Here is a 21,263-nt window from a genome sequence, read left to right as displayed (position 1 = left end):
CGTTTGTGGCAGGACGGTTTACGGCAAACAAAAACCGCACCAAAGTGCGGTTTTATTTTTAAGCTGTTTTAATGCTTTAATTACGCTAATTTTTTGATTTGAGCAGCTAATTTAGCTTTGTGGTTTGCTGCTTTGTTAGCGTGGATTAAGCCTTTAGAAGCCATACGGTCAACAACTTTTTGCATTTCAACGAATGCTGCTTCAGCTGCTGCTTTTTCACCTGCTGCTACTTGAGCATATACTTTTTTGATGTAAGTACGCATCATAGAGCGTTGGCTTGCGTTGTGTTGGCGGCGTTTTTCAGATTGAACCGCGCGTTTTTTTGCTGACTTGATATTAGCCAAGGTCAAACTCCTAAAATTTCTGTTAGATGATTATGACAAAATAAGGGCGTAGAATATGCCGATTTTTTATACTTTTGTCAATGAATAATTTGTGTTGATTTCGGTGAGACACAACCGAAAGTAAGCATCGTTATTTAAAAAAAGCGCTTTCTATTGGCTCACACAAACGATGTGGGCAGGATTTTATCAGTTTTTTTCGTTGGAATATAGCGTAAAAACAAAAATTCTATACAATTAAGGCAAATTTTTTTGAAGAGACCCCTATTTTGAGTAAACGACTTTTAAAATCCGGCATTATCGTGAGTGGGATGACATTAGTGTCCCGTGTGTTAGGTTTAGTCCGTGATGTGGTGATTGCCCATTTAATCGGTGCAGGCGCGGCGGCAGACGTGTTTTTATTCGCTAACCGTATCCCAAACTTTTTACGTCGTTTATTTGCAGAAGGGGCATTTTCTCAAGCCTTTGTACCCGTATTAGCTGAATATCAAAAATCGGGCGATCTTTCTAAAACGCGAGAATTTATCGGGAAAGTATCGGGTACGCTAGGTGGATTAGTCAGTATTGTGACCTTGCTTGCCATGGTGGGATCACCTGTTGTGGCGGCGATCTTTGGGATGGGATGGTTTACCGATTGGCTAAATGACGGACCTGATGCGCACAAATTTGAACAAGCGTCTTTACTCTTAAAAATCACGTTTCCTTATTTATGGTTTGTCACCTTTGTGGCACTTTCTGGGGCGATTTTAAATACGATAGGTAAATTTGGCGTGATGTCGTTTTCGCCTGTTTTACTCAATATCTCCATGATTGCGACCGCACTTTTCCTCGCACCAAGATTAGATAATCCTGATCTTGCCCTTGCTATCGGGATCTTCTTAGGCGGTTTACTACAATTTTTATTCCAAATCCCTTTCTTGAAGAAAGCGGGCTTGCTCGTAAAACCCAAATGGGCGTGGCATGATGAAGGGGTAGCGAAAATCCGACGATTAATGATTCCTGCCTTGTTCGGGGTTTCCGTAAGTCAAATCAACTTGTTGCTTGATACGGTCATTGCTAGTTTCTTAATGACGGGATCTATTAGTTGGCTTTATTATTCTGATCGTCTATTAGAGTTTCCACTTGGTCTATTTGGTATCGCCATTTCCACCGTGATTTTACCGACGCTTGCTCGCCATCATGTGAATCGAGAAGACAATTCTTCCCAAAGTGCAGTGGATTTCCGTAATACCATGGACTGGGGCGTGCGAATGATTTTATTACTCGGTGTGCCTGCCGCGATTGGTATTGCCGTGTTAGCCCAACCAATGTTATTGGTGTTATTTATGCGTGGTAGTTTTACCTTAACGGATGTGCATTCAGCCTCTTATTCCTTATGGGCATTCAATGCGGGTTTACTTAGCTTTATGCTGATTAAGATCCTGGCTAATGGCTATTACGCACGCCAAGACACCAAAACGCCCGTGAAAATCGGGATCATCGCCATGGTGAGCAATATGGGCTTTAACGTATTGGCGATTCCATTTAGTTATGTGGGCTTAGCGATTGCTTCTGCGATGTCAGCAACCTTAAATGCTTATTTGCTTTATCGTGGTTTAGCGAAAGAGGATGTGTATCATTTTTCACGTAAAAGTGCGGTCTTTTTTCTGAAAGTTTTAGGCGCAGCCTTAGCCATGGGAGGCTTGCTTTGGTATAACTGCCCGTCTATCGAAGAATGGGCAGCAATGACATTTTTAATGCGTGTCTATTGGCTAGCTTGGTTAATAGGACTGGCTGCGGTCGTTTATTTAGGTGTATTGGTGCTATTGGGTGTTCGTAAACACCATTTACTGACAAAACATTAAGTTACCGCTATAATGCACTGATTATTTTTTGTGTTTTGGATAAGATGTAATGCAATTAATTCGTGGGCTTCATAATTCACAGCCATATTTGTCAGGGTGCGCATTAACCATTGGCAATTTTGATGGGGTGCATTTGGGGCATCAGGCGATTTTGCGTCATCTTCGTCAGAAAGCGAATGCGCTGAATTTGCCCATGGCAGTGATGCTTTTCGAGCCGCAACCGCGCGAATATTTTATGGGCGACAAAGCGCCCGCACGCTTAATGCGATTAAGAGATAAGTTGCATTATTTAGCTCAGGCGGGTGTAGATGTGGTCATCGTCGCGAAATTTGATCGCACTTTTGCTAATCTTCCAGCAGAACAATTTATTGAAGATTGGCTTGTACGAAAATTAAATGTGAAATTTCTCAGTATTGGCGATGATTTCAAATTTGGTGCGAAACGTTTAGGCAATTTTGCGATGTTACAACAAGCCGGAAAGCAGTTTGGCTTTGAAGTAGAAGACAGCCGCACCTTCTGTTTAGATGAGTTACGTATCAGTAGCACCGCTATCCGTGAGGCGTTGGCTAAAGATGATTTACAGCACGCACAAAATTTACTCGGTAAGCCTTATTGTATTTTCGGTCGAGTGATCCACGGCAATAAATTAGGCCGAACCATTGGCTTTCCTACTGCGAATGTTCGCTTACATCGCCAAGTGAACCCTGTTAAAGGCGTTTATGCGGTGAAAGTGCGGTTGAAATCAGGCGAGATTTTTGACGGCGTTGCAAACATGGGAAAACGCCCAACCATTAACGGTACGATACAATTATTAGAGGTCCATTTATTTGATTTTTCTCAGAATATTTATGGACAAATGGTCGAAGTGGAATTCTGCCATAAGATTCGAGATGAGATAAAATTTCCTTCTTTTGAGGCGTTGAAAGCTCAAATTGAACAGGATGTAAAAACAGCGAAAGCGTTTTTCGCAAAATAGAATTATATTGAAATATAAAATTGGAAAATAACATGACAGTTGATTACAAAAACACGTTAAATTTACCTGAAACAGGTTTCCCTATGCGTGGCGATTTAGCCAAACGCGAACCTGTGATGTTAAAAAATTGGTATGACAAACAGTTATATCAAAAAATCCGTCAAGCGACGAAAGGTAAAAAATCCTTTATTTTGCATGATGGCCCTCCATATGCGAACGGTAACATCCATATCGGTCATGCCGTGAATAAAATTCTGAAAGATATTATTATTAAATCTAAAACGGCGTTAGGTTTTGATTCGCCTTATGTTCCGGGTTGGGACTGTCATGGCTTGCCAATTGAATTAAAAGTAGAAGGTTTGGTGGGTAAACCAAACGAGAAAGTGACCGCTGCTGAATTCCGCCAAAAATGCCGTGAATACGCCGCAGAACAAGTAGAAGGTCAGAAAAAAGATTTTATCCGTTTAGGTGTGTTGGGCGATTGGGATAATCCTTATTTAACGATGAACTTCAACACCGAAGCAAACATCATCCGTACACTTGGTAAAGTGATTGCGAATGGCCACTTATACAAAGGTTCAAAACCGGTGCACTGGTGTTTGGATTGCGGCTCTTCTTTAGCGGAAGCAGAAGTGGAATACGAAGACAAAGTTTCTCCGTCTATTTATGTGCGTTTCCCTGCTGTAAGTGCGGTTGAAATTGAAGAGAAATTTAATGCAGTAGGCAAAGGTCATGGCAAATTATCTGCGGTGATTTGGACAACTACACCTTGGACAATGCCATCTAACCGTGCGATTGCGGTAAATGCAGACTTAGAATACAACTTAGTACAACTTGGCGATGAGCGTGTGATTTTAGCTGCTGAATTAGTGGAATCCGTGGCGAAAGCGGTGGGTGTAGAACAGGTTGAAATTTTAGGGTCAGTAAAAGGTCAAGCGCTTGAGTTAGTACGCTTTAACCACCCATTCTATGATTTCTCTGTGCCGATGATTTTAGGCGATCACGTCACCACAGATGGTGGTACGGGTTTAGTTCATACCGCGCCGGATCACGGTTTAGACGACTTTATTGTAGGACAAAAATATAATTTACCAATGGCGGGTCTTGTATCTAATGATGGTAAATTTATTTCAACGACTGAATTCTTTGCGGGCAAAGGCGTATTTGAAGCCAATCCATTGGTTGTTGAAAAATTACAAGAAGTGGGCAACTTATTAAAAGTTGAGAAAATTAAACACAGCTACCCACACTGTTGGCGTCACAAAACCCCGATTATTTTCCGTGCAACCCCACAATGGTTTATCGGTATGGAAACACAAGGTTTACGCCAACAAGCACTAGGCGAAATCAAAGGTGTACGTTGGATTCCAGATTGGGGTCAAGCACGTATCGAGAAAATGGTTGAAAACCGCCCAGACTGGTGTATTTCCCGTCAACGTACTTGGGGAGTACCGATGACCTTATTCGTGCACAAAGAAACCGAAGAACTTCATCCGCGTACCTTAGAGTTACTTGAAGAAGTAGCGAAACGTGTAGAGAAAGCCGGTATTCAAGCATGGTGGGATTTAGACGAAAAAGAATTATTAGGGGCTGATGCAGAAACCTATCGCAAAGTGCCTGATACCCTTGACGTGTGGTTTGACTCAGGATCAACCTATTCTTCTGTTGTGGCGAATCGTCCAGAATTTAATGGTCAAGATATCGATATGTATTTAGAAGGTTCTGACCAACACCGTGGTTGGTTTATGTCTTCTTTAATGCTTTCTACTGCAACAGATAATAAAGCACCATACAAACAAGTGTTAACCCATGGTTTCACTGTAGATGGTCAAGGCCGTAAGATGTCAAAATCTATCGGTAACATCGTGACCCCACAAGAAGTCATGGATAAATTCGGTGGTGATATTTTACGTTTATGGGTCGCTTCTACCGACTATACCGGTGAAATGACCGTTTCTGATGAGATCTTAAAACGAGCAGCGGATAGCTATCGTCGTATTCGTAACACCGCACGTTTCTTATTAGCGAACTTAAATGGTTTTGATCCGCAACGTGATGCGGTTAAACCGGAAGACATGATTAGCTTGGATCGTTGGGCGGTAGCTTGTGCGTTAGATGCACAAAAAGAAATTAAAGACGCGTACGATAACTATCAATTCCACACTGTGGTACAACGTTTAATGCGTTTCTGTTCTGTGGAAATGGGCTCATTCTACCTTGATATTATCAAAGACCGTCAATACACCACCAAAGCAGACAGTCTTGCGCGTCGTAGTTGCCAAACAGCGTTATGGCACATTGCAGAAGCATTGGTTCGTTGGATGGCACCAATCTTGTCATTCACGGCAGATGAAATTTGGGGCTACTTGCCACAAACAGCGACGCCACGTGCTGAATTCGTCTTCACTGAAGAATTCTACGAAGGCTTATTTGGTTTAGGTGAGAATGAAAAATTAGATGATGCTTACTGGCAACAACTGATTAAAGTTCGTTCTGAAGTGAACCGTGTATTAGAAATCGCCCGTAACGACAAAGTGATCGGTGGTGGTTTAGAAGCAGAAGTAACGGTTTATGCTAACGATGAATATCGAGCATTGTTAGAACAATTAGGCAATGAATTACGTTTCGTGTTAATTACCTCAAAAGCGGAAGTGAAACCATTAGCTGACAAACCAGCAGATGTGGCTGCAAGTGAGTTAGAGGGCATTGCGGTAAGCGTTGCACGTTCTAACGGTGAAAAATGCCCACGTTGCTGGCATTATTCTGACAAAATCGGCGTGAACCCTGAACATCCTACACTTTGTCCGCGTTGTGTGGAAAACGTAGCGGGGAATGGTGAAGTCCGTCATTTTGCGTAAGCTTAACATCATGAAGCAAAAGAGCGGTCAAAATTGACCGCTCTTTTTTTATGCTGAAATGAACAGAAATAAAAGGCTGTGTTTTAACGATGTGTTGATTATATTTTAAGTAGAAAGCCATTATGGGTGGCTTTCTACTTTTTATTTGTTCCAAATGAGTTTATGGCAGTATGTTGAACTACTTATTAGATTTGGTTTGATTGCATGGCTTACACAGCATTTGTCCGTTCTCTAATATGGTTTTACCACCTTGCGACCACGGCACAATATGGTCTGCGTCCATTTGCGACAATTCAAATTTTTGTTGGCAATGCGGACATACACCATTTTGTTTTTGGTACATTTTCTGTTTATCTTTGTCGCTAAATGCGCGTAAATTCAAATGCTTTTCTTGACCTGACAATAGATAATGATAAATACCACTCTTTTTCTGCACTTCATCATTGTCAATCAAATCAATAATTTTTCGTTCCAATTCTTCAGCATTAAATGGTTTATCCTTGTATTTGTTATACCAAATGCCCCATTCTTGCCCTTTCATTAGTTTCACACGTTCTTTGCTGTGATTACTGAAAATTCGTTTTACCCACGCAAAAACTTCTTGAAAGTATTGATACAATTCGCTTGCACTTTCATCTTTTTGATGGTCGCTCATGTATTGCTCAATCGTTTTATCTTCACGCGCTGCAATCCACGAAATCGCCGTTTCCAAAAACTCTTGGCGTTCTGCTGTGCCTTTCAAATAATCGCCAAATTGTTGTTGAACCACGCACTTGGGCTTACTAAAATATTTTTTTGCTGCTGAAACCCACGAACCTGAATAAATTGCATTTTTCAATTCTTGGTTGGTTAGTTTTTCGCCAGCGATATTGATGGTTTCAAACCAATCCAATTTTTCGCTATTCGCCCCAGTACATTGATAAATCTGTAATTTGTAATCCAAAAACTTATTTTGTTGGTCATCAGTTAAATTAGTAAAGTTAAGCAACTTGCCTTTTTCAAACTCTACCGAAAAAATGCTTTGGCTAAATTGGCAAATAGAAATAGTGCGTTGTTGCCCATCAATCAATTCAAACTTGCCATTTTCGCCCACCGCCCAATACATAACATTAAGTGGAAAACCTTTCATAATTGTGCGAATTACCTCATCTCGCTGTTTGTCTTTATAGACAAATTCGCGCTGGTACGGCGGACGAATATTCAGGCAGCCTGAAAAACCAAATACGCCATTTTCGTCATTATCTTGATAATCTTGCGTGAGTTCGCGGATAGAAATTTCTTTTAATTCAATTTTCATGATTTAGCCTTTTTGGGGATTTTTGTGTTTAATAACCATTCTGAAAAATGGACATTCGCCATTAACTGACAAATCTTTGTCATCATCGCCTTTTCTAAATTTCACAATCTCAAATTGTTCAGGATTGTATTTATCCAAAAATGTAATCGGTACGCCCATTGCGCCGTCATAATCAATCGGAATATTAGCAACTTTATCAACATTAACCCCGTTGTAATTATCGTAATGTGGATATTCTTCGGGTGTATAGGTTTTCCATAAAATCAATTCTTCATGGCGCTTTTTGTGTTCCAAATTGGTAAACCAACACGCTTGCGCTCTGCCTTTTGGTACACCATCAACCATGCGATAGCTGCTGCCTGATTTCTTCTCTGCAACAATTTTTTGTGCATATTCAGGCGTTAAATCAAACAGCATATCCGTTCCCATTGGTGTAACACCTACCCACATTTTGTTATCTTTGATTAAAGGGAAAATTTCTTTATAGGTAATCGCGTTTTTATTACCAATAATGATGAATTTCTTTTCATGCTCAACCAACTGCGCCACATATTCCCGAAACAGCGAAAACGGAGGATTGGTTACCACAATATCCGCTTGTTTCAACAATTCAATACATTCCGCACTACGAAAATCGCCATCGCCTTGTAAGGGGTTCACCTCAATTTCATCAGGGGACGGTACACGGTTGCCGTCTTTGTCGCCCTCGTAAATCAAATAAACGGCTTGCTCACTGTCGTTTTTGCTAAATAAATCGGAATGTTGGTTTTTGTAGCAAGTGGCAATCAGTTTTTTTAGCCCTAAGCGTTCAAAATTGTAAGAAAAATAATGAAAGAAATTGCTTATTCGTGGGTCATCGCAGTTGCAATAAACCACTTTGTCTTTGAAATGCGCGGTGTAGTGTTGCAGTTCGCGCTCAATATCAGAAAGTTGCGTGTAAAACTCATCATTTTTACCGCGTTTTGCTGCGTGAAGATTGCTGTTTTTAGCAGAAGTATTTTTAGACATTTCAAACCTCCAAAAAAGTGTTGGAAGTTTGAAAAGACAAGATTAAACTAGGCTTGTAGGCTTGTAGGCTTGTAGGCTTGTAGGCTTGTAGGCTTGTAGGCTTGTAGGCTTGTAGGCTTGTAGGCTTGTAGGGACATGATTACACCTTAATTTTGAAAGTCAAGTTAATTTACACAGGAATGGCAGGACGTTTAGCAACATCTGCTGACCGTACTGAACACATGGTTTTGCGAATAAAATCTAGCAAAACCGCTTCTTTGTTTGCCAATGTATCTTTGGCAAAATTCACAAAGTTGTGATAAGCCAAATAGTTGTTTAAGTATTTGGTTGCCACACCTTTAAACCGATGAACAATCATATTTTTCAATCGGCTATGATAGCTGTTAATGGTTTGAATATTGAATGTACCGACTGCACGTTTGCCGCGTGGAATACGGATATGGCTTAAATTCATATCTAGCGATAATTTTTGATACGGTCTTAATGAATCGGTAACGAATACAGAATCTTTGGCAACTTTGCCATTAAGCACTTTTTGCAAATCTTTTAGAGATGGTTTACCTAAATTACTAATTCTAGCAACAGATTTACCATCTAAATTGATACCACAAGGAACACAAACTTGTTCTTTGGAAATGCCACGTTTTGTTGCTCTCGTTCCTCGTTTGTGAGCAGGACGTGGCAAGTTAAAATTTTTGTGATGTCCTTTGTAAGAAATGGTTGAATAAGTTTCATCAGCTTGCACAATGCCATCTAACTCAACTTCATTCATCATTTTTTGAAGTGCGTCTAAAATTTTGTGTCGCCAAGTAAAAGCAGTCGCAATATTGATTTCACAAATTTCAGCACATTTGCGAAGTGGGTATTTTTCAATCATACAATGAATGTATTTTTCCCAAACTTCAATATCTTTTTGGGTGTTATAGAGAATAGTGCCTGTTTGCTCAACAAAAGATTTTTTGCAATCACGACACAAATAGCGTTGGTTGTCGCATTTCGTACCATTTTTAACAAAATGCGTAGATTGGCAATGTGGGCAATTCGTAATTTTTCTTGGCTCAATTACTTTTTTAATCTGTTCTTTTTGGCTAACAGAAGTCAAAAAAGCCTGTTTATCCGTGTCGGATAAATTCTCAAAAAGTTGTTTTAAAATGTCTAACTCTTTTGTTACGCCCGACATGATAAAATTCCTTTTAGTTCAATTACCTACAAGAAATTTTATCAAAAAATAGCGCAAAGATCAACACATCATTAAAACGCAGCCAAATAAAAAGGCTGATATGAATCAGCCTTAAAGATTTTATTGGTTAAAAGTATTACATACAGAAGGGTTGGCGCTTTGTAAGCCTTTTCTGAACCATTCTAGACGCTGTGCAGATGTACCGTGAGTGAAACTATCCGGTACCACATAACCTTGGCTGCGTTTTTGTAAACGGTCATCGCCCACAGCTTCTGCTGCATTAAACGCTTTTTCTTCATCACCGCGTTCAAATAAACCACTTTTTACCGCTTGGCTCGCCCAAACACCAGCGAAGCAGTCAGCTTGAAGTTCTAATTGAACGGAAAGTTGATTTGCCGTTTTGCGATCGCTGCTTTGTTGTGCGCGATTCACTTGCGGCAGAATTCCAAGCATATTTTGTACGTGGTGACCAACTTCGTGCGCAATCACATAAGCAAAGGCAGAATCACCTGCTGCACCCAGTTTATTTTTCATTTCATTATAGAACGATAAATCAAGGTAAACTTTGCGATCGCTCGGGCAGTAGAATGGACCCATTGCAGATTGACCCGTACCACAAGCGGTTGGCGTTACACCATTGTAAAGCACCATGGTTGGTTCACTATAGGTTTTACCCATTTGTCTGAAATATTGTCCCCAAACGGTTTCAGTGTCTGCTAATACAACTTTAGAAAGACTCGCAAGTTGTTGTTCTTCTTGAGTTTCTAACTGTTGAGAGCTTTGTCCTGAAAAATCAGGCGTACCCACTAAGCCTGAAAGATCCACGCCATAATAAGCGCCGACTAAAAGAATGATAATACCGAGCACACCAGTGCCTTTTCCGCCACCGAAGTTACCGCCGCCAGAGCCACGTCTATCTTCAATATTTGAGCTTTCTCTACGACCTTCCCAACGCATAATTTGTCCTTTTTGTGTGAGTAAATTAAAAATCGGCGTATTCTATCAAAGTGCGGTCAATTTTAGATCAGTTTTCTTGGAATATTTACATAGCTTTACACTCTGATTTATAGACTTCTTAAGGGAATTTCAGTATCGTAATACTCCCTTAAACAAACATACAAAAGGAACTTTAAAATGGGTTTATTTGATTTTGTCAGTGACATTGGTAAGAAAGTTTTCTCTAAAGAAGAAGATGCATCTAAAGCAGTGACTCAACACATCGCAGAAGACAATCCAGGCGTAGAAAACTTATCTGTTACCGTTGAAAATGGTGTAGCAAATATCCAAGGTGTAGCATCAACTGCAGCGGCATTAGAAAAAGCAGTATTAATGGCGGGTAACATTCAAGGTATTCACTCAGTAACAAGCGATGCAAGCATCAATAACGGTGAAACCTTAGGCAGTGATGAAACATTCTATGTAATCCAAAAAGGTGACACCTTGTGGAAAATTGCTGAGAAAGCTTACGGAAATGGCGCGAAATATACAGCTATCGTTGAAGCAAACAAAGAAGTGATTAAAGACGCGGATAAGATTTTCCCAGGTCAAAAAATTCGTTTACCGAAAGGTTTATAATTCGATAAAAAGTGCGCTTATTTTTGACCGCACTTTTTTCTTTATCAAAAATTGTTGATAAATTGTGCAATTTTAGCTGGTTTTCTATTGAATTTTCCGGTTTCTATCGACTGTTTGATTTTCTTTCGCTATAATTTGGCGGTTTTTTACTTTTACAAACAATAACGTGTTCGGTGTGGTTTTTACCGAGTGCAACATTAATTGAGGTTACAAATGTCATTAAATATTGAAACAACTCAAGGTTTAGAGCGTCGTGTGACGATCACCGTTCCAGCTGAAGCTGTAGAAAAAGCAACTCGTGAAGAATTCAAACGTGCAGCAAAAAATGTACGTGTTGATGGTTTCCGTAAAGGTCACGTGCCAGCTCACATCATTGAACAACGTTTTGGCGCATCAATCCGTCAAGATGTATTAAACGATCTATTACCACGTCATTTCTTTGACGCAGTCATCGCTGAGAAAATCAACATCGCAGGTCGTCCAACTTTCGCTATCGAAACGTTTGAACCAGGTAAAGATTTATCATTCACAGCAACTTTTGAAGTATACCCAGAAGTTGAATTAAAAGGCTTAGAAAATATCAAAGTTGAGAAACCAACTGTTGAAATCACTGAAGCTGATATCGATAAAATGATTGAGGTATTACGTAAACAACAAGCCACTTGGGTTGAAAGCAAAGCCGCAGCGAAAGCAGATTCTCGCGTAACAATCGACTTCGTTGGTTATGTTGATGGCGAAGAGTTCGAAGGTGGTAAAGCAACTGATTTCGTTCTATTCATGGGCCAAGGTCGTATGATCCCTGGTTTTGAAGAGGGCATCGTAGGTCACAAAGCAGGCGAACAATTCGATATCAATGTGACTTTCCCAGCGGAATACCATTCTGAAAACTTAAAAGGTAAAGATGCAAAATTTGCGATCACCTTGAAAAAAGTAGAAGAAATGGAATTACCAGAATTAACTGATGAATTCGTTGCTAAATTTGGTCCAAACACCAAAACGGTGGCAGATTTACGTGCAGAAATCCGTAAAAACATGGAACGTGAATTGAAAAACGCATTAGTTTCACGTGTTAAACAACAAGTAATCAACGGTTTAATCGAACAAAACCCAATTGATGTTCCAGCTTCTGCAGTAGAAGAAGAAATCAATGTATTACGTAACCAAGCTGCACAACGTTTCGGTGGCAATGCACAACAAGCGGCACAATTACCACGTGAATTATTTGAAGCGGATGCAAAACGTCGTGTTCAAGTCGGTTTATTATTCTCTGAAGTGATCAAATCAAACGAATTGAAAGCGGATGAAGAACGTGCGAAAGTAATGATTGCGGATATCGCTTCTGCTTACGAACAACCAGCTGAAGTAGTTGAATATTACAGCAAAAATGAAGAGTTAATGAACAACATTCGCAACGTAGTATTAGAAGAACAAGCAGTTGATGCCGTTCTTGCTAAAGCTCAAGTGACTGAAAAAGCGTCTTCATTTGATGAGATCATGAATCCACAAGCATAATAATTGATAGAACGTGAATTAAATTCACAGGTATATCATCGAAAAGTGCGGTTGTTTTTTTCAATGAAAAGCGACCGCATTTTTGTTTTTACTGATTTTCGGGTAGAATATTGCCCGATTTTTTAGCACATATTTAGGGGCAAAAATGAGTGTAATTCCTATGGTTGTCGAACAAACCTCTCGTGGTGAACGTTCGTACGACATTTATTCCCGCCTATTAAAAGAGCGTGTGATCTTCTTGAGTGGTGAAGTAGAAGATCGTATGGCAAATTTGATCGTGGCACAGCTACTTTTCTTAGAATCAGAAGATCCGAAAAAAGATATCAATATTTATATTAACTCACCGGGTGGTTCGGTAACTGCGGGTATGGCAATTTACGATACCATGCAATTTATTAAACCGGATGTGCGTACCCTTTGTATTGGTCAAGCTTGCTCAATGGGCGCATTTTTACTTGCGGGTGGTACAGCAGGAAAACGTGCTGCATTACCGAATGCACGCGTAATGATTCACCAACCGTTAGGTGGTTTCCGTGGACAAGCATCCGATATTCAGATCCACGCACAAGAAATTTTAAAAATTAAACAAACCTTAAACGAGCGTCTTGCTTTCCATACAGGTCAAAGCATTGAACGTATCGAAAAAGACACCGATCGTGATAACTTTATGTCGGCGGAAGAAGCAAAAGCTTACGGTTTAGTGGACGATGTGTTAATTAAACGTTAAGGATTTAACATGACAACAAATGATAACGATCTTCACTGTTCTTTCTGCGGAAGAGAGAAAAGTGAAGTAGGTAAGTTAATTGCGGGTACAGATGGTTATATTTGTAACGAGTGTATCGAGCTTTGCCACAGTATGTTGGAAGACAGTGGAGAAATCGAAACACCTAGCGAACTGGCAGTTGAAGAAAAATTACCGACACCGCACGAAATTCGTGCTCACTTAGATGATTATGTGATTGGGCAAGATTATGCGAAAAAAGTCTTGTCAGTGGCGGTTTACAATCACTATAAACGCTTACGCACGAACCACCAAAGCAATGATGTGGAATTAGGTAAAAGTAACATTTTGTTAATTGGTCCAACAGGTAGCGGTAAAACCTTATTAGCACAAACCTTAGCGCGTCGTTTAAATGTACCTTTTGCTATGGCTGATGCGACGACGTTAACCGAAGCCGGTTATGTGGGCGAAGACGTGGAAAATGTTCTGCAAAAATTATTGCAAAACTGCGATTACGATACGGAAAAAGCAGAGCAGGGCATTATCTATATTGATGAAATTGATAAAATCAGCCGTAAATCAGAAGGCGCGTCTATTACTCGCGATGTGTCTGGTGAAGGTGTGCAACAAGCCTTATTAAAATTAATTGAAGGCACTATTGCGTCTGTGCCTCCACAAGGTGGACGTAAACACCCTCAACAAGAAATGTTGAAAGTGGATACTTCGAAAATTCTCTTTATTTGTGGTGGAGCATTTGCCGGCTTAGATAAAATCATCGGTAAGCGTACACAAACTGATACCGGCATTGGCTTTGATGCTAAAGTAGAGAAGGAAGAAGACAAAGAAAATCTTTCTGAATTATTCCGTCAAGTTGAGCCAGATGATTTAATGAAATTTGGTTTGATTCCAGAATTTATTGGTCGTCTTCCAATGATTGCGCCATTAAGCGAATTAGATGAAGAAGCGTTGATTCAGATCCTTACTCAACCGAAAAATGCACTGACCAAACAATATCAAGCATTATTTGGCTTAGAAGACGTGGAACTTGAATTCACCCCAGAAGCATTAAAAGCAATGGCGAAAAAAGCCCTTGAACGTAAAACCGGTGCGCGTGGTTTACGCTCAATCGTTGAGGCTGTGTTGTTAGATACGATGTATGATTTACCTTCAATCGAAAACTTGCAAAAAGTGATTGTGGATGAAGAAACCATCGTTGATAACAAACCACCAAAACTCGAATATAAAAATTAACAGAAAGTGCGGTTGTTTTTTCTGACATTTTTCATAGGCAATTCCGAAAGAAAATGCTACAATCGCACGTTCTGAAATTAATCTAAAAATTATTTATCCCTTATTTTATACGGATTCAATTATGGCAACTGAAATTGTTGAGAAAAAGAAACACGACCAAGAACAAGTCGTAGAAGGAAAATCAAAAGGCTTAAACACGCTTCTTTGGATTCTTTCTGTGGCATTTTTTACCGCCGCAGCAATTGGTAACGTTTATTTTAAAGAAGCCTTTTCTTTACCAGTGCGTGTAGTTGGCGTAGTTGTCGCCTTATTAATTGCCTTTGGTTTCGCTGCAATTACCAACCAAGGTACAAAAGCTCGTACATTCTTTAGCGAAGCAAAAGTTGAAGGTCGTAAAGTGGTATGGCCAACTCGTGCAGAAACACGTCAAACAACTTTAATCGTTATTGCGGTAACGGTGCTTACTTCTTTATTCTTCTGGGCAATTGATTCAATTATCATTGCATTGATTAACTTCTTAACTGATTTGAGATTCTAAAATGAGCGAAACTGAAAACGTATCCAAAAAACGTTGGTATGTATTGCAAGCATTCTCAGGCTTTGAGAGTCGTGTTGCAATCACATTGCGTGAATATATCAAACAACAACAAATGGAAGATCAGTTTGGCGAAGTGTTAGTGCCGACTGAAGAAGTCGTTGAAAACGTAGCAGGTAAACGTCGTAAAAGTGAACGTAAATTCTTCCCTGGCTATGTGTTAGTTGAAATGGCAATGAACGATGACACATGGCACTTAGTGAAAAGTGTACCACGTGTAATGGGCTTTATCGGTGGTACTCCAGATAAGCCAGCACCAATTTCTAAACGTGAAGCAGATTTAATTTTAAATCGTTTAGAGCAAAGTGCTGAAAAACCACGTCATCGTAAAGAATATCAACCAGGTGAAGAAGTGCGTGTGACAGAAGGTCCATTTGCTGACTTTAATGGTACGGTTGAAGAAGTGGATTACGAAAAAGGCCGCTTAAAAGTGTCTGTATCTATCTTCGGTCGTGCAACACCAGTTGAGCTTGAATTTGGTCAAGTGGAAAAAACACGTTAATTTCCCTTTTCCAAAATAAGAAATTTAATGACCGCACTTAAAAAATAAAGTGCGGTTGTTTTTCGAGTAGTTTTTCTGCTTGAAATTTTGAGGCTGATTAATTAAAATATAGCCTTTCATTAACAGGGGAGCCGATTTCGGCGTTATCACCCATTTAGAGGAAACTAAAAAATGGCAAAAAAAGTCCAAGCATACGTTAAGTTGCAAGTTGCAGCTGGTATGGCAAACCCATCACCACCAGTTGGTCCTGCATTAGGTCAACAAGGTGTGAACATCATGGAATTCTGTAAAGCATTCAACGCTCGTACTGAGAGCATTGAAAAAGGTTTACCAATTCCAGTTGTTATCACTGTATATGCAGACCGTTCATTCACTTTCATTACTAAAACTCCACCAGCAGCAGTATTATTGAAAAAAGCTGCAGGTATCAAATCTGGTTCTGGTAAACCGAACAAAGATAAAGTGGGTAAAGTAACTTTAGATCAAGTTCGTCAAATCGCTGAAACTAAAGCAGCAGATATGACTGGCGCGACTATCGAAACTAAAATGAAATCAATTGCTGGTACTGCTCGCTCAATGGGCTTAGTGGTGGAGGAATAATACGATGGCTAAATTGACTAAAAAAATGAAAGCAATCAAAGCTGGCGTAGATTCTACTAAAGCATATGAAATCAACGAAGCAATCGCGTTATTAAAACAATTCGCAACAGCTAAATTCGTTGAAAGTGTTGACGTTGCAGTAAACTTAGGTATCGATCCTCGTAAATCAGACCAAAACGTTCGTGGTGCAACTGTATTACCACACGGTACAGGTCGTGAAGTACGCGTAGCTGTGTTCACCCAAGGTGCTAACGCAGATGCAGCTAAAGAAGCTGGCGCTGATTTAGTAGGTATGGAAGATTTAGCAGAGCAAATCAAAAAAGGCGAAATGAACTTTGACGTTGTTATCGCTTCTCCTGATGCAATGCGTGTTGTTGGTCAATTAGGTCAAGTATTAGGCCCACGTGGTTTAATGCCAAACCCTAAAGTTGGTACCGTAACACCAAACGTTGCTGAAGCAGTTAAAAATGCTAAATCTGGTCAGATCCGTTATCGTAACGATAAAAACGGTATCATCCACACAACAATTGGTAAAGCAAACTTCTCTGAAGTTCAATTAAAAGAAAACCTTCAAGCATTATTGGCTGCTTTAAACAAAGCAAAACCAACTACTGCAAAAGGTATCTTTATCAAGAAAGTAAGCATCTCTACAACTATGGGTGCTGGTGTGGCTGTTGATCAAGCTTCACTATAATTAAGCGTTAAAACTTAATTCAAATTAACCGCACTTTGGGTAACTAAAGTGCGGTTATTTTTTGTGTTCTTTTCAATAAAGTGAAATATTGAGAATATAAAAAGAGCGGTCAAATTCCATTGTTTTGTGAATTTGGTCGCTCTTTTTTATGAGAGATTACTTCGCTAAAGCGAAAATGGCTTCAATAGCTTCTTTGGTATACGTTTTTTCCACTTTCGCTCTGATTGCAGTTTGAGCCACATTTTCAATAATTTCAGCTAAGGTTTCATCATCAATACCAAGTTGTTCAAGACTTGTTGGTGTACCGATTTTATCAAACCAAGCTTTTAAGGCTTGAATACCATCGTCAGCATTATCTAAGCCAAATATTTCTTTAGCAAAGCGTTTGAATTGAGCAGGTCTTTGAGATTGATACCATTGCATCCACGCAGGCATAATTACGGAAAGCCCAGCACCATGTGGCACATCTGAAATCGCACTCATAGAATGCTCAATCATATGATTTGGGAAACTGTAAGGTGAGATACCTAAATGGGTTAAACCGTTCAACGCAAGTGTAGCCGCCCAGGCAAATTCACCACGAGCATTGAGATCTTGTGGATCATTGAGCAGGATTTCAGTCGTACGGATAACGGTTTTGATATTGCTTTCTACCAAGAAATCAATAATTTCAGGACGATATTCTGCCGTGAAATAGGCTTCAATAGAATGAGCAATAATATCCGCGGCAGAATACACTAAATAATCACGACTGACGGTCGCTTGCAATTTCGGATTAATGACTGATACTTTCGGGAATAAATGATTACTGTGAATTGAATATTTTTGCTGCGTTTCTTCATTGGTAATGACGGCTCCCCAGTTCATTTCACTGCCTGTTGCCGCAAGGGTTATTACATCAAAAATCATCAATGCTTTTTGCACCGGTGTGCCTTTAAAGAAGTCCCAAGTATCACCGTCATAGCACGCACCAGCTGCGATTGCTTTCGCACTATCAAGGCAAGAGCCACCACCGATACTCAACACACTGTCTGCACCAAAGGCTTTTGCCATTGCAACGGCTTCTCGGACTTTGCTGATTGTCGGGTTGCTTTTTACCCCACCACATTCAATGTATTCAATTCCATGCTCACGCAAGCTTTTCGACACATCTTCAAATAAACCGGAATGTTTGACACGCTCACTACCATAGATAATTAAGGCCTTTTTTGCACCGTATTCGTGCATATATTTACCCATTTCTTTTTCTTTATCGAGACCAAATTCAATGCGAGTAGGGTTTTGAAAACTAAATGGATGCATATTTATCTCCTTATTATTTATTAAGTGCGGTCAGTTTTTGCGTTGTTTTTATTCTACAAAGTAATGCGGAATAAAGTGGCTATCATTGCCGGTAACAGGGGTAAAATCTTCTCTTAATCCAATTCCACAAGCCACATCACCCACTACCCAAGAACCAATCATAGGATACATACCATCAAAATTTGGCAGTTCAAATTTTTGTTGATAGATATAGCCTGCTTGATCGTAAAAAGCAGAATGTTCGCTGCCTTTGGCAGCAAATTCTAGACCATTACGTTTTTCATAGTAAGAAACATTGGCGCCCTCACGACCTAACGTTGGTTTTTTCACCCATATTGATTGACGATCGGTAATATCATGCTTGCTAAAGTAAGCGGGTAGTAATAATGGATGATTTGGATGTTTTTGCCACAATTTCGCTAACAGCACTTTATTGCTTAATAGTAATTTCCACGCAGGTTCAATAAAAGTGGTGGATGAATTAAGCATGTGTGGTGCATATTCGGTGGTAGTCATCCATTCAAGCGGATAGAGCTTAAATAAACAATCAATAGGTTGATTATTCAGATCGAGGAATTGCTGACTGTCTTTATCATAGCCCACGTCTTCAATGGCAAGCTGATGAATATGCCAACCTGCGTTGTAAGCCACATCCGCTAGGTAATCGATATTGCCCCAATCTTCACGGCCCGCTTCTTGCATAGCACTAAAATGGAAATCGTTTAGCCCTGTTTGCTGTTGAATAAACTGAAAGCGATTGAGCAATTCTTCATGAATCCAATTAAATTGGTCACGATGCGCTAAGCCTTCAATTTGCTCTAACCATTGCCATTGCACCACAGCAGCTTCAAGCAGGGAAGTGGGCGTGTCGGCATTGTATTCAAACATTTTGAGGTTTTCGCCGTCATAACCAAAATCAAAACGACCATATAAGTGCGGTACGTTTTTAGCCCATGTTTGTTCAATCAGATTTTTCTGTAAATCGGTGAAGCGATAATGGGCATAATCACCTTGTTTCACTTCATCGGCAACAAAGTCCATACACATCGCGTGCAATTCGTTGGTGGCGTCTTCAATACGATCGATTTCCGCTAGGGTAAATTCATACGCCACATTGTCCGACCAATAATGGGAGCCATCAGAGGAAGGCAGATTATAGTAATCAAAGCCCACATCTAATAATTGTTGCACCATATTAGGGCGAGTAGGAAAGCCTGTGATTCGTTTCATATTTAACCGCCTGAGCTACGGTTACTGCTTGAATTTGAGCTTTTAAAGCCACCGCGTGAAACTGGTTTGCTGTAAGTGCTACCAGCATTGCCTTTTACTAATACAGGTTTACCAACAGAACGATTAGTTTGCGGTTGAATAACTTGGCCCGTTGGCGTTGAAACGGCACGGTTGCTTGGATTATAGCTAGGTCCTAAAAATGATCCCATCGTACGCGCAATCATATAGCCCATTGCGGCACCTGCAATCGCACTGCCCATACTGCCGTGTCCTTCTCCTGTTGCAGAGCTCGTGTGGCTTGTTCCCTCAGCGCTGCTTGAATTACCAGAGTGAGTTGCTCCATCTGGATTTAAGGTTTGTTTGACGGTCTGATTGTCTTCTGACCATTCGCTATTATTGCTTGGACGTGTATTTAAATTGCCCGAGAGAGAGGAGCCAGATCCAGCATGTGCAGTTGTGCCGCTATTATTTTCACTAGATTGGTCAGCTTCGCACAATTCAATTTTTTGCCAATCGGCTAAACAATCCTCAAGGCTGTTATAAACATCTCGTTGAACTTGCTCTTCTGAGCAGCCGCCCAGTAAAGCCACAATGGAAAGGCTTACGAGAACTTGATTTTTCTTTTTCATCATAGAGTTAAAGTGTTAATAATTCAGTTAAATGATTGATTTCTAATGTAGGCAAAACGCTTGCTTCAGTAAATGAATTGAGGTTTTTGCCCGATAAATTAATCCATACAGCTTGGCAGCCGGCTTGAATGGCGCCTTGAACATCTGTAGTCAAGTTATCACCAATATGTAAAATTTCACTCGGTGTTACGCCAAAATAGTCGGCGGTTTGGTGGAACAAATCTTGATGAGGTTTCGCTCTGCCTTGTTCTCCACCACGTAAACTCAGCTGAAAGTGTTCAAACCCAATACGTTTTGCAATCACATTACCATTGGTAATCACGCTAAGCGGGTAGCGATCTTTAAGTTGGTTTAATACTTCAATGCTTTCAGTGGGCACATCAATTTTATGTCGCCATTCAATAAATTCTTCCATAGCGAGGGCCAAAGTGCGGTCAATTTCAACCGTACTTTTACTATGATGCGCCAGTAAGTGCCGTAACGTTTCGACACGCCAGGCGATCACATCTTCAGCAATCAAGGAATCTTTCTCCGCCAGTTGCCATTTCCATTCTCGCCAATATTCTGAGGTAAGATCGCTCAGTTGTGCGTGTTCTTGCACACATTGAAGAAAATGCTCTTCGGCCAAACGAATGACATCACTATTATCATAAAGGGTGTCATCAAGGTCAAAACTCATAACCTTGAAAGGCTGAAGACCGCGGTAAAATCGCATAGTTAATCCTATTTAATCGTATTCACACCAAGCCATACGGTCGCACGTTCATTGGTGATTTCTTCGTGTGTCCACATGCTCATTAAGTCAGGCTGAGGATGTTTATTGGTGTTATAGCCGATCAAATGAGCAAAATCAAATACGGCATGTGGATAGCCGTTAATAAGCAATAAGGCTAAATAACCGCTTTCATCCCAGCAGATTTCTAATTTACGTGCTTCATGGTGATTGCGTGTATTATCGACGTTATAAACGTGTAAGGAATCGACAATAGGTTGTGCATTTTGACGCATATCTAACGCATAAAAATAGCCCGTTTCACCGTCATCTTCAAACATTACAGCCAGATGATCATGCACAGTTGAGTGTGTGCCGACTTGTTTTGGTTGACCGAGAAAGAGTTGATCTTCGAGGGTTAAATGTAACATGG

The 21,263-nt window shown here is 40.2% G+C and carries 20 protein-coding genes and 1 pseudogene; 11 read left to right on the top strand and 10 right to left on the bottom strand.

Annotated elements, in window-relative coordinates:
• Positions 1 to 80: 80 nt before the first annotated feature.
• Positions 81 to 344, bottom strand: coding sequence for a 30S ribosomal protein S20 (rpsT, locus tag INP94_RS01610; protein ID WP_005695217.1), 264 nt, complete (start codon positions 342 to 344; stop codon positions 81 to 83).
• A gap of 266 nt (positions 345 to 610) precedes the next feature.
• Here rpsT and murJ point away from each other — a divergent pair, with 266 nt between their 5' ends.
• From murJ to ileS, 3 genes are read left to right on the top strand one after another with little or no spacing between them, the layout of a single operon-like run.
• Positions 611 to 2,185 carry a murein biosynthesis integral membrane protein MurJ gene (gene murJ, locus INP94_RS01605; RefSeq protein WP_197543821.1) on the top strand — a complete coding sequence of 525 codons (1,575 nt, stop codon included), beginning with the start codon at positions 611 to 613 and terminating at the stop codon, positions 2,183 to 2,185.
• Positions 2,186 to 2,234: 49 nt separating this feature from the next.
• Complete coding sequence (ribF, locus tag INP94_RS01600) at positions 2,235 to 3,161, top strand: bifunctional riboflavin kinase/FAD synthetase (RefSeq protein ID WP_197543820.1); 927 nt, start codon at positions 2,235 to 2,237, stop codon at positions 3,159 to 3,161.
• Between the two features lie 32 nt (positions 3,162 to 3,193).
• Positions 3,194 to 6,019, top strand: a complete 2,826-nt coding sequence (gene ileS, locus INP94_RS01595) for an isoleucine--tRNA ligase (RefSeq protein ID WP_197543819.1) — start codon at positions 3,194 to 3,196, stop codon at positions 6,017 to 6,019.
• Positions 6,020 to 6,197: 178 nt separating this feature from the next.
• On the opposite strand, the gene INP94_RS01590 is transcribed toward ileS, so the two are convergent.
• The 4 genes from INP94_RS01590 to ypfJ all read right to left on the bottom strand — a co-directional run bounded on the left by INP94_RS01590 (position 6,198) and on the right by ypfJ (position 10,461).
• Entirely contained in the window at positions 6,198 to 7,316 is a 1,119-nt protein-coding gene (locus INP94_RS01590; protein ID WP_197543818.1) for a GmrSD restriction endonuclease domain-containing protein, read from the bottom strand.
• A 3-nt stretch (positions 7,317 to 7,319) separates the two neighbouring features.
• A complete protein-coding gene (locus INP94_RS01585) occupies positions 7,320 to 8,324 on the bottom strand; it encodes an adenine-specific methyltransferase EcoRI family protein (protein WP_197543817.1) in 1,005 nt (334 codons plus the stop codon).
• A 169-nt stretch (positions 8,325 to 8,493) separates the two neighbouring features.
• Positions 8,494 to 9,504, bottom strand: coding sequence for an IS1595 family transposase (locus INP94_RS01580; RefSeq protein ID WP_197543816.1), 1,011 nt, complete (start codon positions 9,502 to 9,504; stop codon positions 8,494 to 8,496).
• 120 nt (positions 9,505 to 9,624) lie between these two features.
• Positions 9,625 to 10,461 carry a KPN_02809 family neutral zinc metallopeptidase gene (ypfJ, locus tag INP94_RS01575; RefSeq protein WP_005699634.1) on the bottom strand — a complete coding sequence of 279 codons (837 nt, stop codon included), beginning with the start codon at positions 10,459 to 10,461 and terminating at the stop codon, positions 9,625 to 9,627.
• A gap of 177 nt (positions 10,462 to 10,638) precedes the next feature.
• Between ypfJ and lysM the strand changes: the two genes are divergently transcribed.
• From lysM to rplA, 8 genes are all read left to right on the top strand, one after another.
• Complete coding sequence (gene lysM / locus INP94_RS01570; protein WP_014064256.1) at positions 10,639 to 11,079, top strand: peptidoglycan-binding protein LysM; 441 nt, start codon at positions 10,639 to 10,641, stop codon at positions 11,077 to 11,079.
• Positions 11,080 to 11,292: 213 nt separating this feature from the next.
• Positions 11,293 to 12,591 (top strand): trigger factor, encoded by a 1,299-nt coding sequence (gene tig, locus INP94_RS01565; protein ID WP_197543815.1) that lies wholly within the window; start codon positions 11,293 to 11,295, stop codon positions 12,589 to 12,591.
• A 145-nt stretch (positions 12,592 to 12,736) separates the two neighbouring features.
• Positions 12,737 to 13,318, top strand: coding sequence for an ATP-dependent Clp endopeptidase proteolytic subunit ClpP (clpP, locus tag INP94_RS01560; RefSeq protein WP_005695224.1), 582 nt, complete (start codon positions 12,737 to 12,739; stop codon positions 13,316 to 13,318).
• A gap of 9 nt (positions 13,319 to 13,327) precedes the next feature.
• On the top strand, positions 13,328 to 14,566 hold the full coding sequence (gene clpX, locus INP94_RS01555; RefSeq protein ID WP_014064253.1) for an ATP-dependent protease ATP-binding subunit ClpX: 1,239 nt from the start codon (positions 13,328 to 13,330) through the stop codon (positions 14,564 to 14,566).
• Positions 14,567 to 14,687: 121 nt separating this feature from the next.
• On the top strand, positions 14,688 to 15,104 hold the full coding sequence (gene secE, locus INP94_RS01550; protein ID WP_005695226.1) for a preprotein translocase subunit SecE: 417 nt from the start codon (positions 14,688 to 14,690) through the stop codon (positions 15,102 to 15,104).
• Position 15,105: 1 nt separating this feature from the next.
• A complete protein-coding gene (nusG, locus tag INP94_RS01545; RefSeq protein WP_005695227.1) occupies positions 15,106 to 15,663 on the top strand; it encodes a transcription termination/antitermination protein NusG in 558 nt (185 codons plus the stop codon).
• Between the two features lie 171 nt (positions 15,664 to 15,834).
• Positions 15,835 to 16,263, top strand: a complete 429-nt coding sequence (gene rplK, locus INP94_RS01540) for a 50S ribosomal protein L11 (protein ID WP_005695228.1) — start codon at positions 15,835 to 15,837, stop codon at positions 16,261 to 16,263.
• A gap of 4 nt (positions 16,264 to 16,267) precedes the next feature.
• Positions 16,268 to 16,957: a 50S ribosomal protein L1 gene (rplA, locus tag INP94_RS01535; RefSeq protein WP_005695230.1), complete on the top strand. Its 690-nt coding sequence runs from the start codon at positions 16,268 to 16,270 to the stop codon at positions 16,955 to 16,957.
• 156 nt (positions 16,958 to 17,113) lie between these two features.
• Here the strand turns inward: rplA and INP94_RS01530 are convergent, their stop codons facing one another.
• The 5 genes and pseudogenes from INP94_RS01530 to INP94_RS01510 all read right to left on the bottom strand — a co-directional run bounded on the left by INP94_RS01530 (position 17,114) and on the right by INP94_RS01510 (position 21,261).
• Positions 17,114 to 18,259, bottom strand: coding sequence for an iron-containing alcohol dehydrogenase (locus INP94_RS01530; protein WP_197543814.1), 1,146 nt, complete (start codon positions 18,257 to 18,259; stop codon positions 17,114 to 17,116).
• Between the two features lie 48 nt (positions 18,260 to 18,307).
• Positions 18,308 to 19,489 carry a glutathionylspermidine synthase family protein gene (locus INP94_RS01525; RefSeq protein ID WP_177990789.1) on the bottom strand — a complete coding sequence of 394 codons (1,182 nt, stop codon included), beginning with the start codon at positions 19,487 to 19,489 and terminating at the stop codon, positions 18,308 to 18,310.
• Between the two features lie 2 nt (positions 19,490 to 19,491).
• A pseudogene (locus INP94_RS10915) lies at positions 19,492 to 19,752 on the bottom strand (hypothetical protein); the annotation flags it as partial.
• A 373-nt stretch (positions 19,753 to 20,125) separates the two neighbouring features.
• On the bottom strand, positions 20,126 to 20,833 hold the full coding sequence (locus INP94_RS01515; protein WP_197543813.1) for an HAD-IA family hydrolase: 708 nt from the start codon (positions 20,831 to 20,833) through the stop codon (positions 20,126 to 20,128).
• Between the two features lie 8 nt (positions 20,834 to 20,841).
• Positions 20,842 to 21,261: a DUF2251 domain-containing protein gene (locus INP94_RS01510; RefSeq protein WP_197543812.1), complete on the bottom strand. Its 420-nt coding sequence runs from the start codon at positions 21,259 to 21,261 to the stop codon at positions 20,842 to 20,844.
• Between the last annotated feature and the right edge of the window lie 2 nt (positions 21,262 to 21,263).

It is taken from the genome of Haemophilus parainfluenzae, assembly GCF_014931395.1.
GTDB lineage: Bacteria > Pseudomonadota > Gammaproteobacteria > Enterobacterales > Pasteurellaceae > Haemophilus_D.
Note: the sequence above shows the minus strand (reverse complement) of the source record. Positions and strands in the feature narration are given on the sequence as shown.

Bases quoted from the DNA above. Each gene is read 5' to 3' on its own strand.
- ribF (WP_197543820.1), top strand. From the start codon at position 2,235: ATGCAATTAATTCGTGGGCTTCATAATTCACAGCCATATTTGTCAGGG.
- ileS (WP_197543819.1), top strand. From the start codon at position 3,194: ATGACAGTTGATTACAAAAACACGTTAAATTTACCTGAAACAGGTTTC.
- INP94_RS01590 (WP_197543818.1), bottom strand. From the start codon at position 7,316: ATGAAAATTGAATTAAAAGAAATTTCTATCCGCGAACTCACGCAAGAT.
- INP94_RS01585 (WP_197543817.1), bottom strand. From the start codon at position 8,324: ATGTCTAAAAATACTTCTGCTAAAAACAGCAATCTTCACGCAGCAAAA.
- INP94_RS01580 (WP_197543816.1), bottom strand. From the start codon at position 9,504: ATGTCGGGCGTAACAAAAGAGTTAGACATTTTAAAACAACTTTTTGAG.
- ypfJ (WP_005699634.1), bottom strand. From the start codon at position 10,461: ATGCGTTGGGAAGGTCGTAGAGAAAGCTCAAATATTGAAGATAGACGT.
- lysM (WP_014064256.1), top strand. From the start codon at position 10,639: ATGGGTTTATTTGATTTTGTCAGTGACATTGGTAAGAAAGTTTTCTCT.
- tig (WP_197543815.1), top strand. From the start codon at position 11,293: ATGTCATTAAATATTGAAACAACTCAAGGTTTAGAGCGTCGTGTGACG.
- clpP (WP_005695224.1), top strand. From the start codon at position 12,737: ATGAGTGTAATTCCTATGGTTGTCGAACAAACCTCTCGTGGTGAACGT.
- clpX (WP_014064253.1), top strand. From the start codon at position 13,328: ATGACAACAAATGATAACGATCTTCACTGTTCTTTCTGCGGAAGAGAG.
- secE (WP_005695226.1), top strand. From the start codon at position 14,688: ATGGCAACTGAAATTGTTGAGAAAAAGAAACACGACCAAGAACAAGTC.
- nusG (WP_005695227.1), top strand. From the start codon at position 15,106: ATGAGCGAAACTGAAAACGTATCCAAAAAACGTTGGTATGTATTGCAA.
- rplK (WP_005695228.1), top strand. From the start codon at position 15,835: ATGGCAAAAAAAGTCCAAGCATACGTTAAGTTGCAAGTTGCAGCTGGT.
- rplA (WP_005695230.1), top strand. From the start codon at position 16,268: ATGGCTAAATTGACTAAAAAAATGAAAGCAATCAAAGCTGGCGTAGAT.
- INP94_RS01530 (WP_197543814.1), bottom strand. From the start codon at position 18,259: ATGCATCCATTTAGTTTTCAAAACCCTACTCGCATTGAATTTGGTCTC.
- INP94_RS01525 (WP_177990789.1), bottom strand. From the start codon at position 19,489: ATGAAACGAATCACAGGCTTTCCTACTCGCCCTAATATGGTGCAACAA.
- INP94_RS01515 (WP_197543813.1), bottom strand. From the start codon at position 20,833: ATGCGATTTTACCGCGGTCTTCAGCCTTTCAAGGTTATGAGTTTTGAC.
- INP94_RS01510 (WP_197543812.1), bottom strand. From the start codon at position 21,261: ATGTTACATTTAACCCTCGAAGATCAACTCTTTCTCGGTCAACCAAAA.